Annotated in this window: 11 protein-coding genes; 7 read left to right on the top strand and 4 right to left on the bottom strand. The window is 72.2% G+C overall.

What is annotated here, in order from left to right; translation table 11 throughout:
- Positions 1 to 38 precede the first annotated feature (38 nt).
- Complete coding sequence (locus H0B54_RS00745; protein WP_188258856.1) at positions 39 to 2,441, top strand: PAS-domain containing protein; 2,403 nt, start codon at positions 39 to 41, stop codon at positions 2,439 to 2,441.
- Positions 2,442 to 2,457: 16 nt separating this feature from the next.
- Here the strand turns inward: H0B54_RS00745 and H0B54_RS00740 are convergent, their stop codons facing one another.
- The 3 genes from H0B54_RS00740 to H0B54_RS00730 all read right to left on the bottom strand — a co-directional run bounded on the left by H0B54_RS00740 (position 2,458) and on the right by H0B54_RS00730 (position 6,255).
- Entirely contained in the window at positions 2,458 to 3,834 is a 1,377-nt protein-coding gene (locus H0B54_RS00740; RefSeq protein WP_188258855.1) for an FAD-dependent oxidoreductase, read from the bottom strand.
- Positions 3,835 to 4,133: 299 nt separating this feature from the next.
- A complete protein-coding gene (locus H0B54_RS00735) occupies positions 4,134 to 5,528 on the bottom strand; it encodes an ATP-binding protein (RefSeq protein ID WP_246472186.1) in 1,395 nt (464 codons plus the stop codon).
- 1 nt (position 5,529) lies between these two features.
- Positions 5,530 to 6,255 carry a response regulator gene (locus H0B54_RS00730; protein ID WP_188258854.1) on the bottom strand — a complete coding sequence of 242 codons (726 nt, stop codon included), beginning with the start codon at positions 6,253 to 6,255 and terminating at the stop codon, positions 5,530 to 5,532.
- Between the two features lie 186 nt (positions 6,256 to 6,441).
- Here H0B54_RS00730 and H0B54_RS00725 point away from each other — a divergent pair, with 186 nt between their 5' ends.
- A complete protein-coding gene (locus H0B54_RS00725; RefSeq protein ID WP_188258853.1) occupies positions 6,442 to 6,999 on the top strand; it encodes a Spy/CpxP family protein refolding chaperone in 558 nt (185 codons plus the stop codon).
- 65 nt (positions 7,000 to 7,064) lie between these two features.
- On the opposite strand, the gene H0B54_RS00720 is transcribed toward H0B54_RS00725, so the two are convergent.
- Complete coding sequence (locus H0B54_RS00720) at positions 7,065 to 8,087, bottom strand: NAD(P)/FAD-dependent oxidoreductase (protein ID WP_188258852.1); 1,023 nt, start codon at positions 8,085 to 8,087, stop codon at positions 7,065 to 7,067.
- A 211-nt stretch (positions 8,088 to 8,298) separates the two neighbouring features.
- Here H0B54_RS00720 and H0B54_RS00715 point away from each other — a divergent pair, with 211 nt between their 5' ends.
- The 5 genes from H0B54_RS00715 to addB all read left to right on the top strand — a co-directional run bounded on the left by H0B54_RS00715 (position 8,299) and on the right by addB (position 14,166).
- On the top strand, positions 8,299 to 8,724 hold the full coding sequence (locus H0B54_RS00715) for a hypothetical protein (RefSeq protein ID WP_188258851.1): 426 nt from the start codon (positions 8,299 to 8,301) through the stop codon (positions 8,722 to 8,724).
- A 33-nt stretch (positions 8,725 to 8,757) separates the two neighbouring features.
- A complete protein-coding gene (tsaE, locus tag H0B54_RS00710; protein WP_188258850.1) occupies positions 8,758 to 9,270 on the top strand; it encodes a tRNA (adenosine(37)-N6)-threonylcarbamoyltransferase complex ATPase subunit type 1 TsaE in 513 nt (170 codons plus the stop codon).
- Positions 9,267 to 10,280, top strand: coding sequence for a phosphotransferase (locus tag H0B54_RS00705; RefSeq protein ID WP_188258849.1), 1,014 nt, complete (start codon positions 9,267 to 9,269; stop codon positions 10,278 to 10,280). Before tsaE ends, H0B54_RS00705 begins: the two co-directional genes overlap by 4 nt.
- Positions 10,281 to 10,282: 2 nt before the next feature.
- On the top strand, positions 10,283 to 11,062 hold the full coding sequence (locus H0B54_RS00700) for a nucleotidyltransferase family protein (RefSeq protein WP_188258848.1): 780 nt from the start codon (positions 10,283 to 10,285) through the stop codon (positions 11,060 to 11,062).
- 125 nt (positions 11,063 to 11,187) lie between these two features.
- Positions 11,188 to 14,166: a double-strand break repair protein AddB gene (addB, locus tag H0B54_RS00695; RefSeq protein WP_188258847.1), complete on the top strand. Its 2,979-nt coding sequence runs from the start codon at positions 11,188 to 11,190 to the stop codon at positions 14,164 to 14,166.
- Positions 14,167 to 14,333: the final 167 nt, after the last annotated feature.

Here is a 14,333-nt window from a genome sequence, read left to right as displayed (position 1 = left end):
CCTTGCTCCGCCGGGAGGCGTGGACTAGTCTCACCCGCGTGAGCGTCCTGACCCGATCATATGCCTTTGCCGCGCTGGGGCTGGCGGTGGGAGTCGGCCTGATGGCCGGGCCCTCCGGCTCGCCCGCCATGCTGGGCTTTGCCGGCGTCCTTGGCGCCGCCGGTTTCGGCGGGCTGTACTGGACCGGCAAGGAACGCCGCCGCAGCGACCGGCTGGCGGCCGATGTGGCGCGTCTGGAGGCCCTTCTGGCCGCCTCCCCCAACCCCTGGTGCGCCTGGGACGCCGGAGGCGCCGTCAGCGCGGCGCCGGGCTGCGCCGGGCTGCTTGGCGCGGCGCCGGGCCAGGACATCGCGGGTGCCTTCGCCGATGCCGACGCCCCCCGGATCGCCGAGGCCGTCCGCCGCCTGCGCGCCGGGGGCGAGGGCTTCCGAATCGAGGCCACGACCCGCAACGGGCGGCGCCTGTTGCTGAGCGGGCGGCGGGCCGCCGGGCCGTCCAGCGGAACGGGTGGCGCCGGGCATCAGGACGCCGGGCATCAGGACGTGGTCTGGCTGGAGGACATCACCGACCGTTGTGCTGAACAGGAGGGGCAGACCCGCGGGCGGCGCGACGCCGAAGCGGCGCTGGCCGAGCTGCGCGCGGCGGTGGACGCCCTGCCGCTGCCGGTGTGGCTGCGCGGCGCCGGGCAGACGCTGTCCTGGTGCAACCGCGCCTATGCCCGCGCCGTGGATTCCGATCCCGCCGCCGTCACGGAGAGCGGCCGGGAGCTGACGGCGGACGGCGCCGGGCGCTCCCTGGCGCAGCGGGCGCTGCACAGCGGGGTCGCCCAGTCGGAACGGGTCTCCGCCGTCATCGGCACGGAGCGGCGCCTGCTGGAGGTCACCGAGGCTCCCCTGCCCGCCCCGGACGGCGGCGGCACGCTGGTCGTCGGTTACGCGCTGGACGTCACGGCGGTGGAGGAGATGCGCGGCGAGCTGAGCCGCCATCTCGCCGCCCATGCCGAGGTGCTGGAGCGGCTGGGCGCCGCCATCGCCATCTTCGGCGCCGACACGCGGCTGACCTTCTTCAATCAGGCCTATGCCCGGCTGTGGGACCTGGAGGAGTCCTGGCTGCGCAGCCAGCCCACCCACGGCGAGATCCTGGAGGAGCTGCGCACCCGCCGCCGCCTGCCCGAATACGCCGACTACCAGAGCTACAAGCGCGAGCGGCTGAGCCGCTACACCCGCCTGCTGGAGCCGGTCGAGGAGCTGATGCACCTGCCGGACGGCACGACGCTGCGCAGCCTCGCCGCCCCCCACCCGCTGGGCGGGCTGATGCAGATCCTGGAGGACGTGACCAACACGCTGGCCCTGGAATCCTCCTACAACACGCTGATCGCCGTGCAGCAGGAGACGCTGGACAATCTGGCCGAGGGCATCGCGGTGTTCGGCGGCGACGGACGGCTGAAGCTGTCCAACCCGGCCTTCGCGCGCATCTGGGACCTGGACGACGACGACCTGCTGGGCGAGCCGCACATCTCCGGCCTGTTCGAGCGGATGCGGCCCTTCCTGGAGAATGGCGGCGACTGGGACAGCCTGAAGGACGAGATGATCGGCGCGACGCTGGAACGCGCCGTGCGCTCGGGCCGGCTGGAGCGGGCGGACGGGTCGGTGGTGGAGTTCTCCACCCTGCCGCTGCCCGACGGGGCGGTGCTGAACAGCTATCTGGACGTCACCGACAGCGCCCGGCTGGAGCAGGCGCTGCGCGCCTCCAACGCCGCGCTGGAGGCCGCCGACCAGTTGAAGAGCGAGTTCATCGCCAACGTCTCCCACCATCTGCGCAACCCGCTGAACGGAATCATCGGCTTCGCCGAGGTGCTGGCGAACCAGTATTTCGGCGAGCTGAACCCGCGCCAGATCGAGTATGTGAAGGGCGTCCTCAACGCGGGCGAGCGGCTGCTGGAGCTGATCGACGACGTGGTCGACATGACCAGCCTGGGGGCCGGGGTGACCACGCTGGACCGCGGCACCGTGGACGTGCCCGACCTGCTGGAGACGGTGGGCGAGCTGACCCGCGAATGGGCGCGGCGCGAGGGGCTGCGCCTCGACCTCACCGCCCCGTCGTCGCTGGGCGAGGTGGAGGGCGACGAGCGGCGGCTGAAGCAGGCGCTGTTCACCCTGGTCGTCGGCGCCATCCGTCATCCGCCGGCGGACCGCCGTATCCTGCTGTCCGGGGAGCGGACCGCCGGTTCCCTCGTGCTGACCGTGGGCAGCGGCGCCGGGCCGGGCGAGGCCGCCATGCCCTCGCGCTACGACCGCAACGACCCGCGCGGCGCCGCGGCGCTCGGCCTGTCGCTGGTGCGCAACGTCATGGAGCTGCACGGCGGGCGGCTGGAGGTCGAGGAGTGGCCGGGCCACGGCACCCGCTTCCGCTGCGTCCTGCCGCTCCCGCCCGCCTCCTGAACCTTGACCTCCCGACTCAGCCCTGGCCGCGCTTCATTTCCGGAAAGGGGCGCGGGTCAAAGGGTTTTGCCTCCCGCCCGTGGGGTGAAGTGACGGACTCCGCGACCGACACCGGCCGGTCCGTGGTGATGAGCCGCGCGCCCCGCTGGTAGGTGGCCCAGCGCCACAGCCACTGCATGGTGACCAGCACCCGCTTGTGGAAGTTCACCAGCAGATAGACGTGGACGATCGCCCACAGCACCCAGGCGAACCAGCCCTTCAGCTTGCGCGTTCCGAAATCGAAGACGGCGGCGCTGCGCCCGACGATGGCGGTGTTGCCGCGGTTGCGGAACCGGAAGGGCTCCAGCGGCTGGCCGCGCAGCAGGCTGGCCTCCAGCCCGCCGCCGAGATGCTCGCCCTGCTGCTTGGCGACCTGGGCCAGACCGGGCAGCGGCTTGCCGTCGTCGCCGGCCAGCGCCGCCGTGTCGCCCAGCGCGTAGACGTCCGGCACGCCCGGCACCGACAGGTCGGCGTTGACCGGGATGCGCCCGCTGCGGTCGGTCTCCACCCCCAGCCAGGACCCGGCGGGCGACGCCTTGACCCCGGCGCCCCACACGATGGCTCCCGCCGGGATGAAGCGCCCGCCGACCGTCGCCCCCTCCGGGGTGATGCTCTCCACCGCCTGCCCGGTCAGCACGACGACGCCCAGCTCCTCCAGCTTGCGGCGGGCGTACTGGCCGAGGTCGTCGGGGAAGGTGGACAAGATGCGCGGCCCGGCCTCGACCAGCAGGACGCGGGCGGTGCGCGGGTCGATGCGGCGGAAGTCGCGGGCCAGCGCGAAGCGGGCCAGCTCGGCCACCGCCCCGGCCATCTCCACGCCGGTGGGGCCGCCGCCGACCACGATGGTGGTCATCAGCGCCTTCTGCCGGGCCGGGTCCTCGCACATCTCCGCCTGCTCGAAATTCATCAGCAGCCGGGCGCGGATCCGCCGGGCGTTCTCGATGGTCTTCAGGCCGGGAGCGATCTCCGCCCAGTCGTCGTGCCCGAAATAGCTGTAGGAGGAGCCGGTGGCCAGCACCAGCCGGTCGTAGGGGACGAAGCTGCCGTCGGCCAGCTCCACCCGCTTGGCGGCGCGGTCGACGCCGGTCACCTCGCCCATCACCACGTCGATGTTGGGGTGGCGGCTGACGATGCGGCGGATCGGCTCGGCGATGTCGGCGGGCGACAGGGCGGCGGTCGCGACCTGATAGAGCAGCGGCACGAACAGGTGATAGTTGTTCCGGTCGATGATGGTGACGCGGATGTTCGTCCCGCCCAGGGCCTCCGCGCAGGCCAGCCCACCGAACCCCGCGCCGACGATCACGACATGGGGGCGGCTGTCCACGGGCGCGGGGGTGCGGTCGATCTGCGGCACGGCGACGGTCTCCGGTCAAGACGATCCTGCACCAATAACCGCCGATGCCCCGCCGATGTTGCGGTGCATTCCGGAGCCTGAACAGAGGCCACGGTTGCCCCCACCCCGCCCCTCCCCCGCTCTCGGCGGACCAAAGGTCCGCCTACCGCGTCAGCGCAAACCGTTGGTTTGCGCGAGAGCTGACGCAGGGGAGGGAGAAAGAAGCGAAGCGGCGTCCGTCCCCTCCCCTGCGAAAGCGGGGGAGGGTTAGGGTGGGGGCAAAGCTTCCGGAATTGATGCCCAAGCGAGGTCCATGAGGCTCACCGTGGCAGGGTCACCGTCACCCGAAGCCCCCCTTCCGGACGGTTGGAGAGCGCGATGTCGCCGCCATGGCCGCGCACCACCGTGCGGGCGGTGGCCAGCCCCAGCCCCACCCCGCCGGTGTCGCGGGAGCGCGAGCGCTCCAGTCGGTAGAAGGGGGCGAAGACCTTCTCGAACTCCTCCTCCGGGATGCCGGGGCCACCGTCCTCGATCTCCACCCGCAACTCCCCCTCCGCGGGCCGCAAGCGCACGGTGAAGCCGCCGCCGTAGGCGATGGCGTTGTCCATCAGGTTGGCGAAAGCGCGGCGCAGGGCCACCGGGCGCCCGTCCACCGTCGCGTGCGCCGGCCCCTCGTAGGCCGCCTCGTGCCCGGCGTCCACCCGGTCGTCGCACAGGCTCTGCAGCAGGTCGGCGAGGTCGAGCGGGCCGCGCGGCTCGTGGTTGGCGTCGTCGCGGGCGAAGGCGAGCGTGGCGTTGATCATCGCCGCCATCTCGTCAAGGTCGGCGAGCATCTTGCGCTGCATCTCCGGGTCCTCGACCAGTTCGGCGCGCAGGCGCAGGCGGGTCAGCGGCGTGCGCAGGTCGTGGCTCATCGCCGCCACCATCTGCGTGCGGTCGGCGACGAAGCGGGCCAGACGCGCCTGCATCCGGTTGAAGGCGCGGGTGGCGGCGCGCAGCTCCTGGGGGCCGGCTTCGGGCAGGGGCGGCGCCTCGCCGTCCACGCCCAGCCGCTCCGCCGCGTCGGCGAAGCGCGCGATGGGGGCGGTCATGCGGCGCGCCGTCCAGACCGAGACCAGAGCCACCGCCCCGACGATGCCGGCCATCCACAGCGCGAAGCGCAGCAGCCGGAACGGCCCCTCCAGCGGGTCGCCGCCGACAAAGGTCAGCCAGGACCCGTCCTTCAGCCCCACCGACAGCCGGACGTCGGCGCCCCAGCGGTGTTCGTCCACCGGGAAGGGGCCGGGCATGGGGCGCTCCCGCCGGACCTCGACCACCACGGCGCGGTCGGGATCGTCCAGCTCGCCGCGGATGGCGCGGCGCAGCCGGTCGAAGGGAAAGCCCTCGCGCTGGTTGGCGAAGCGCGGCGTCTCGGAGGTCCAGTCCACCCGCAGCACGGGGTCGTCGATCGCCTTGACCAGCCGCCGCCGCTCCTGCGGCGGGGTGCTCTCCACGAGTTGGACGATGGCCGTCACGCGCTGGACGAGGACACGCATGCTGTGGGCCGGCGGCCCTGGGGGACGGTCGGTCAGATAGACCAGCGCGCTGACCGCCTGGGTCAGCAGCAGCGCCAGCACCACGGTCAGCACCAGCCGCGAAGCGATGCTGTCCGGCAGCCAGCGCCGGGCCACCAACAGGCGGCTCTTGCGGCCCACCTCCAAGCCGGGATTGCTCATCTCAGGCCCCCGTCACCGCCGGGGTGAACAGATAGCCGCCGCCGCGCACCGTCTTGATCATGGTGGGGTCGGCGGGGTCGGGCTCGATCTTGCGGCGCAGGCGGCTGACCTGCACGTCGATGGAGCGGTCGAAGGGCACCGCCGACCGTCCGCGCGCCAGATCGAGCAGCTGGTCGCGGGTCAGCACCCGCTGCGGATGCTCCACGAAGGCGACCAGCAGGTCGTATTCCCCGGCGGAGAGCTGCACCAGCACCCCGTCGGGCGAGCGCAGCTCCCGCTTGGCGAGGTCGAGCGTCCAGCCCTCGAAGCCCAGCGTCTTGCCCGCCGCACCGCCGGCCGCCGGCGGGCCGGCGGCGCGGCGCAGCACGGCCTTGACGCGGGCCAGAAGCTCGCGCGGGCTGAAGGGCTTCGCCAGATAGTCGTCGGCGCCCATTTCCAGCCCGACGATGCGGTCCGTCTCCTCGCCCATCGCGGTCAGCATGATGACCGGCGTCTGCGCCGTCTCGGGGGCGGCGCGCAGGCGGCGGCACAGGCTCAGCCCGTCCTCCCCCGGCATCATCAGGTCGAGCACGATCAGGTCCACGCGCGCGGTGTCCAGCGTGCGCATCATCTCCACCCCGTCCTTGGCCCCGGTCACGCGGAAGCCGTGCCGCGTCAGGAACTGCGACAGGAGGGTGCGGATTTCGCGGTCGTCGTCGACCACCAGCAGGTGAGGTGTGCGGTCCATGGAACGCATGATCCGACGCGCGGGCGCCGGGGTGAAGAAGAAATGTGTAACGCCACGTTACGGGGAGGCCGGCTGTTACACAGCGTTACCAATTCACGGAAGGCCGGACATCAACCGGATACGTTGCCGGCCCATCATCGGGGTCATCGGGAACGCAAGACCCCGTCGATAACAAGGAGCATCCCCATGAAACGCGCTATGATGACCACCGCCGCGCTGGTTCTCGGCCTCGGCCTCGCCGTGCCGGTCTTCGCCCAGCAGCAGCCGGGTCCCGGCGCCGGTCCGGGCCGCGGTGATGACGGCGGCCGGTATTTCTCCCGGATGTGCGAGGATCAGGACGCCCGGCTGGCCGGCATGCTGGCCTTCGCCGAGAAGAAGCTGAACATCACCGAGCAGCAGCGCGCCGCCTGGACCAAGTTCGCCGACACCGCGAAGGCGAGCCAGAAGCACACCCAGGATCTCTGCGCCAAGTACAAGGACCAGCCGATGCCCGCCGCGGCACCGGCCCGGCTTGAGCGCATGGAGGCCATGATGTCGGCCCGCCTCGCCCAGCTTCAGCAGGTGCGCCCGGCGGCGACCGACCTCTACGCCCAGCTCACCCCCGACCAGCAGAAGCAGGCCGACCGCTTCCTGAGCCGCGCCGGCCATGGGATGGGCGGTGGCATGGGCGGTCCCGGCCCGCGCCATCACGGCCCCGGCCATGGTCCCGGTCCGGGTCCCGACAAGGGCCCCCGCGGCGGCTGATCCCTTGCCTCCCGTCAGCCGCTGACGGAGCGGGCCGCCGGTTTCCCCGGCGGCCCGTTTCCGTTTTACTCGGCGCCGGGAACGCCCTTGGAGGTCGAGTATTCGAAGTGCAGCGCCTCGCCCGGATGGACCAGCGGGTGGATGGCGTGGGCCGCCTGCGCCGCCTCGGAGAAGCCGCAGAGGATCAGCTTCAGCTTGCCGGGATAGGTCGCGATGTCGCCGATGGCGTAGACGCCGGGCGCGCTGGTGGCGCAGCCGGGCAGGCTGACGCCGATGTGGCTGCGCTCCAGGTTCAGGCCCCACTCGGCGATCGGCCCCAGATTCATCGACAGGCCGAAGAAGGCGAGCAGCGCGTCGGCCGGGAGGTCCTTCTCCTCGCCGTCCAGCGTGGCGACGCGCACGGCGGAGAGCTGGCCGTTCTCGCCCACCAGCCCGGAGAGCTGATAGGGCACCACCATCTCCACCTTGCCCTCGCGGACCAGCGCGTCCATGCGGGCGACGCTCTCCGGGGCGGCGCGGAACTTGGGCCGGCGGTGGACGACGTAGACCTTCTCCGCCACGTCGGCCAGCGACAGCGTCCAGTCCACAGCGGAATCGCCGCCGCCGGCGATGACCACGCGCTTGCCGGCGAAGTCCTGCTTGCGGCGGACCATGTAGAAGACCGAGGTGCCTTCATACTGCTCCAGCCCGTCCAGCGGCGGGCGGTTGGGGCCGAAGGCGCCGCAGCCGGCGGCGATGATCACCGCCTGGGTGTCGATCCGCGTGCCGGTGCTGGTCTCCACCAGCCAGCGCCCTTCGTCCGTCCGGGTCAGCTTCTCGACCTGCTGGCCCAGGTGATAGGTCGGGTTGAAGGGGGCGGCCTGCTCCGCCAGCTTGTCGATCAGGTCGGCGGCCTCGATGGCCGGGTGGGCCGGGATGTCGTAGATCGGCTTTTCCGGGTACAGCGCGGTGCACTGCCCGCCCACCATGTCCAGCGCGTCCACCACATGGCATCGCATCTTCAGCATGCCGCATTCGAACACGGCGAAGAGACCGACGGGGCCGGCGCCGACGATGACGACGTCGGTGCGATGGACGGTGTGCGACATGGGACGCGCTGCCTTGTGCAAACGGGGGGAACGATGACGCCTTCAATTGTCCGGTTTCGCGCGCCCGGTCAACCCCGCCCTGCACGGGGAGGGCGAACGGCGCGCGCAAAATGGGTGCGGTCCCGCCGATTTCCTTCTGGGCGTGCGGTCGCCGTGGGGTAGGATTTGCCCGTTTCCACCGTCCCGGAGCTGCCCCGATGAAGGACTGGCGATGAAGGAGCTGCGCTGCCTCGTGTTCACCGACCAGGAGGTCGTGAAGGCCGTGCTCGACCGCCGCCGCCGGATGCGCGAGCCGCTGCCCAACGGCACGGTCGGCACGGTCACCTACCGCGCTGGCCAGCCCGGCGGCGGCGGGGTGGAGACGCTGATCCAGGTGACCGGGGACGAGGGCGACGACCGGACAATGACCCTGCACGAGTCCGAGGTCGCGGCGGCGCTGGTGTCCTATTGCATGGGGCGCAAAATTCCTTTGCCCGTCGAATCCGACAAGATGCTGTACCTCATCAACGGCGCCCTGACGCTGATGATCACCATGAACTTCAAGAAGCCCCCGCGTCTGGTGGAGGACCGCATCGAGGCGGCGGAGCCCGCCCCCGCTCCCGGTTCGGTGCCGCGCAAGGCCGCCTCGCGACGTTGATTGCCGCCGCAGATATGAACCGCATCCAGTGACATGACCCTGACCGATTCCCCCAACACACGCGCCGTCACGCTGCCGAGCGAGGAGGCGACCGCTGCGCTGGCCCGCCGCTTGGCCGCCGCGCTGGCGCCCGGCGACCTCGTGGCCCTGCGCGGCGACCTGGGCGCCGGCAAGTCCGCCCTGTGCCGCGCCCTGATCCGCGCCGTGACCGAGGAGGACGCGGAGGTGCCGTCCCCCACCTTCACGCTGGTGCAGACCTACGACACCGGCATCGGTCCGGTCTGGCATTTCGACCTTTACCGCCTGTCCGGCCCCGACGAGGTGACGGAGCTGGGCTGGGACGAGGCCCGCGCCGAGGCCGTCCTGCTGGTTGAATGGCCGGACCGGCTGGGTCCGCTGCTGCCCGCCGACCGTCTCGACGTCGCGATGAGCTTCGCCGGGCCGACCGAGCGCCGCGCCACCCTGACCGGCCACGGCGCCTGGGGCTCGCGACTGACCACGCTCGACCTTTCCGGACTGGGCCTTTCCGGACTGGAGCAGCCGTGACCGACCGCGCGTCGCAGATCGCCGCCTTCCTCGCCCGCCACGGGCTGGAGGGGGCCAAGCGGGAGCCGCTGGCCGGCGACGCCTCGGCACGCCGCTACGAGCGCCTGATGACTCCGGACGGCGGGACGCTGATCCTGGTCGACACCCCCGCCCCGGCGGAGGATCTGGTGCCCTTCATCGCCATCGGCGCGACGCTGGACCGGCTGGGCTTCTCGGTCCCCGCCATCCTGGCGGCGGAGGTCGAGGCGGGGCTCGCCCTTCAGGAGGATTTCGGCGACGGCACCCTGACCCGCCTGCTGAACGCGGGGGAGGAGCCGCGCCCGCTCTACGAGCTGGCGACCGACGTTCTGATCGAACTGCACCGCCGCTTCCCGGTGGAGGAGGCGGCCTGCCTGAACCTGCCGCTCTACGACGCGGCCCTGTTCACGCAGCAGGTGGCGCTGTTCGCCGACGTCTACCTACCCGCGGCGACCGGAAAACCGCTGTCTGACAAGGCGCGGTCCGACTTCGACGCGGCCTGGACCGCCGTCGTTCCGGAGGCCTGCGCCGGGCCGCAATCGCTGCTGCTGCGCGATTACCATGTGGACAACGTGATGCGCCTGCCCCGGCCCGGCCTGCGGGCGGCGGGGCTGATCGATTACCAGAGCGCCGGGGTCGGCCCCGTCGCCTACGATCTGGTGTCGCTGCTGGAGGACGCCCGCCGCGATCTGCCCGCCGGGCTGGAGGGCGTGCTGCTCGACCGCTACCGGGCGGCTTTTCCGGATCGGGACTGGGACGCCTTCCGCCGCTCCTACGCGGTGCTGGGCGCGATCCGGCACACCCGCATCGTCGCGATCTTCGTGCGTCTGGCGTTGCAGCGCCGACGCGGCTATCTCCTTCACCTGCCGCGCGTCTGGCGGCTTCTGGAAGGCCAGCTCGCCAAGCCCGAACTGGCCCCGGTCGCCGACTGGTTTGCCCGTCATCTGCCGCCGGGAACCCGCGCGGAGCTTGTCGTTCCGGAGCCGGATTGATTATGTCGCCTGTCTCGAAGAAGACCCGTACCAAGACGCCCCCTGTGACAACCGCCCCCGCCAAGGCCATGGTGATGGCCGCCGGGCTGGGCCTGCGGATGCGCCCGCTGACCCTGGAGCGCCCGAAGCCCCTGATCCCGGTGATGGGCAAGCCGATGCTCGACCACGCGCTCGACCGGCTGGAGGAGGCCGGGGTGGCCTCCGCCGTGGTCAACAGCCATTACAAGGGCGAGATGATCGCCGCGCATCTGGCGGGACGGACCGCCCCGGCCATCACCCTGTCGCCGGAGGACACGCTTCTGGAGACCGGCGGCGGCGTGAAGAAGGCGCTGCCGCTGCTGGGCACCGACCCGGTCTATGTGGTCAACGCCGACATCCTGTGGCTCGACGGCCCCTCCCCCACGCTGGCGCGGCTGGCCCGCCACTGGAACCCGGACGAGATGGACGCGCTTCTGCTGCTGATGGCGACCACCAAGGCGGTGGGCTACGAGGGGCGCGGCGATTACCACATGGACCCGCTGGGCCGGTTGATCCGGCGCGGCGAGATGGAGATCGCCCCCTTCGTCTACGCCGGCGTCCAGATCGTGAAGCCGGGGCTGTTCGCGCAGGACACCCCCGACGGCGCCTTTTCCACCAACCGCATCTGGGACCGCGCGCAGGAGGCCGGGCGCCTCTTCGGCCTCGCCCATGACGGGCTGTGGTTCCACATCGGCACCCCCGACGCGCTGGCCGAGACGGAGGAGATGCTGTCGATGAGCGACGTGTCGGTGGTCACCACCTGACCGGCCGTCCGACCGCCGCCCGACGGCCACTTTGTGAGAATTTTTGTATTCCTTGACGCTTTGTGGTCTCATTGCCCCACATCTAGTATCCTCGCGCGTCTGACGATACAGCTTCCGGGGCAGGCATGAGCGGCAGGGCGGAGCCCAAGGTCTATTCGATTCCCACCGGCGTGTCCTTCGTGGACCAGCTTGCCGCGGGCATCCTGGACCGTGTGGGGAACGACCCGCTGGCGCTGGCCGGGGTGACCGTCCTGCTGCCGACGCGCCGCTCCTGCCGCTCGCTGCGCGAGGCCTTCCTGCGCCGCTCCGGCGGGCAGCCGATGCTGCTGCCGCGGATGAGCCCGCTGGGCGAGCTGGACGCCGCCTCCCTCAGCCTGACCTCGGCGGAGGAGCTGCCCGGCGTGCCGCTGGAGCTGCCGGACCCGATCAGCGGGCTGAAGCGCCAGATGATGCTGGCCCGGCTGATCCTCCAGGCGACCGGCGTGTCGGCCACCACCGCGCAGGCGGTGCGGCTGGGCGCCGACCTGGGGCGGCTGATCGACGCGGTGTGGACGGAGAACGTCGCCTTCGACCGGCTGGCCTCCCTGGTGCCGGAGGATTACGCCCAGCACTGGCAGGTGACGCTGGAGTTCCTGAAGATCGTCACGGAGCACTGGCCCGCCATCCTCGGCGCCAGCGCGCTGACCGACCCGGCGCAGCGCCGCAACCTCGTGCTCCAAACCCAAGCCGCGCTCTGGCGGGCGGAGCCGCCGCAGGGGCTGGTCATCGCCGCCGGCTCCACCGGCTCCATCCCGGCCTCCGCCGACCTGCTGGCGGTGGTCGCCGCCCTGCCGCAGGGGGCCGTCGTGCTGCCCGGCCTCGACCTGGAGGCCGACGAGGCGAGCTGGGACGCCATCCGCGCCGACGAGGCGCACCCGCAACACGGCCTCGCCCATCTGCTGGACCGGCTGTCGGTCGACCGCGCCGCCGTGCGCCGCTGGAACGACGCGGAGGAGCCGCGGGCCGCCCGCGCCCGCCTGCTGGCCGAGGCCATGCGCCCCGCCGCCACGACGGAAAGCTGGCGGGAGCTGGACGGGCTGGACGCCGCGGCCCTGGACGGGCTGACCCGCATCGACGCCCCGACCGCGGAGGAGGAGGCGTCGGTCATCGCCCTCCTGCTGCGCCACGCGCTGGAAACGCCGGGCAAGACGGCGGCGCTGGTCTCCCCCGACCGCAACCTCGCGCGCCGGGTCGCCATGGCGCTGACCCGCTGGGGCATCGCGGTCAACGACTCGGCGGGCCAGCCGCTGGTCCACACCGCGGTCGGCACCTATCTGCGGCTGACCGCCGAACTGGCCGCCAGCCGCGCCCACCCGCTGGCCCTGCTGGCTCTGGCCAAGCACCCGCTGGCCGCCGGCGGGCACGACCCGGCGGAGTTCCGCCGCTCCGCCCGCGCGCTGGAACGCACCGTCCTGCGCGGCCCCCGCCCGGCGGAGGGCTTCGCCGGGCTGATCGCCGCGCTGAAGGCCGCCGACCGCTTCGACCACCCGGACCAGCAGGCCGCCCTGCTCGGCTGGCTGGAAAATCTCGAAACGCTCGCCGCCCCCTTCATGGAAGTGCTGTTCGGCGAGGCCCCGCTCAGCGACCTCGTCCGCGCGCACGTCGCCTTCGCGGAGGCGCTGGCCTCACGCACCGACGCGCCGGGGTCGGAATTCCTGTGGCGGCAGGACGACGGCGAGGAGGCCGCGACCTTCGTCCATGAGCTGCTGGAGGCCGCGGACGGCTTCCCCGCCGTTCCCGGCAAGGACTATCCGGCGTTGCTCGACGCGCTGATGGCGATGCGCCCGGTGCGCCCGCGCTTCGGCCTGCACCCGCGCCTCTACATCCTCGGCCCCATGGAAGCCCGCCTTCAGCATTTCGACCTGCTGGTCCTCGGCGGGCTGAACGAGGGGACCTGGCCGCCCGACCCCGGTGCCGATCCCTGGATGTCGCGCCCGATGCGCCGGGATTTCGGCCTGCCAAGCCCGGAACGCATGGTCGGCCTGTCCGCTCACGACTTCACCCACGCCTGCGGCGCGGAGGAGGTCGTGCTGACCCGCGCGGAGCGGGTGGACGGCACACCGACCGTCCCGTCGCGCTGGCTGCTGCGGCTGGAAACGGTGCTGCGCGCGCTGGGTCTGGACGGGCGGATCGAGCTGGCCGGGGAGCCCTGGCTGGCCTGGGCGCGCGGGCTGGACGAGCCGGACGCCGTGCGCCCCGTCGCCCCGCCGGAGCCGCGCCCGCCGGTGTCCGCCCGCCCGCGCAAGCTGTCGGTCACCAAGATCGAGAAGTGGATGCGCGACCCCTACGCCATCTACGCCGAGCATGTGCTGCGCCTGCGCAAGCTCGACCCCATCGCCGCCGACCCCGGCGCCGCCGACCGCGGCCAGTTCATCCACGCCGCACTCGACGCCTTCGTCAAGGCGTTCCCCGGCCAACTGCCCGACGATGCGCTGCACCGGCTGCTGGCGATGGGCCGCGAGTCCTTCGGCCCGCTGCTGCACAGCCATCCCGACGTGTGGGCCTTCTGGTGGCCGCGCTTCGAGCGCATCGCCGAATGGTTCGTCGGGCAGGAGCGTGACCGCCGCCGCACCCTGAAGCCGCTCGCCACCGAGGTGTCGGGCGAATTGACGCTGAGCGGCCCCGCCGGCCCCTTCCTGCTGACCGCCAAGGCCGACCGCATCGATTCGGGCGGCGAGGGGCTGATCCTGATCGACTACAAGACCGGCACCCCGCCCTCGACCCGCGAGATCGAGCTGGGCTTCGCCCCGCAGCTGCCGCTGGAGGCCGCCATGGCCGAGGCCGGCGGCTTCGCCGGCGTCGCGAAGAACCGGGTGGCCGAGCTGGCCTTCTGGCGCCTGTCCGGCGGCGATCCGCCGGGCGAGGAGAAGGCGGTGAAAGGCGACCCGGCGACGCTGGCGGCCGAGGCCCGCGCCGGGCTGGAGGAGCTGATCCGCCATTTCGACGACCCCGCCACCCCCTACCGCTCCTGCCCCCGCCCGGCCATGGCCCCGCGCTACACCGACTACGCCCACCTCGCGCGGGTGCAGGAATGGTCGGCGGGCGGCGATGGGGGTGAGGGATGATGAGTACACGTCATAACCCCCACCCTAACCCTCCCCCGCTTTCGCAGGGGAGGGAATCAAGGCCCTCCCCTGCCCAGCTCTCGCGCAAACCAAAGGTTTGCGCTGACGCGACAGGCGGACCTTCGGTCCGCCGAGAGCGGGGGAGGGAGGGGACCCATGCGCAGCAT

Origin of the sequence: Azospirillum tabaci (assembly GCF_014596085.1) — a bacterium.
GTDB classification, from domain to species: Bacteria; Pseudomonadota; Alphaproteobacteria; order Azospirillales; family Azospirillaceae; genus Azospirillum; species Azospirillum tabaci.
Note: the sequence above shows the minus strand (reverse complement) of the source record. Positions and strands in the feature narration are given on the sequence as shown.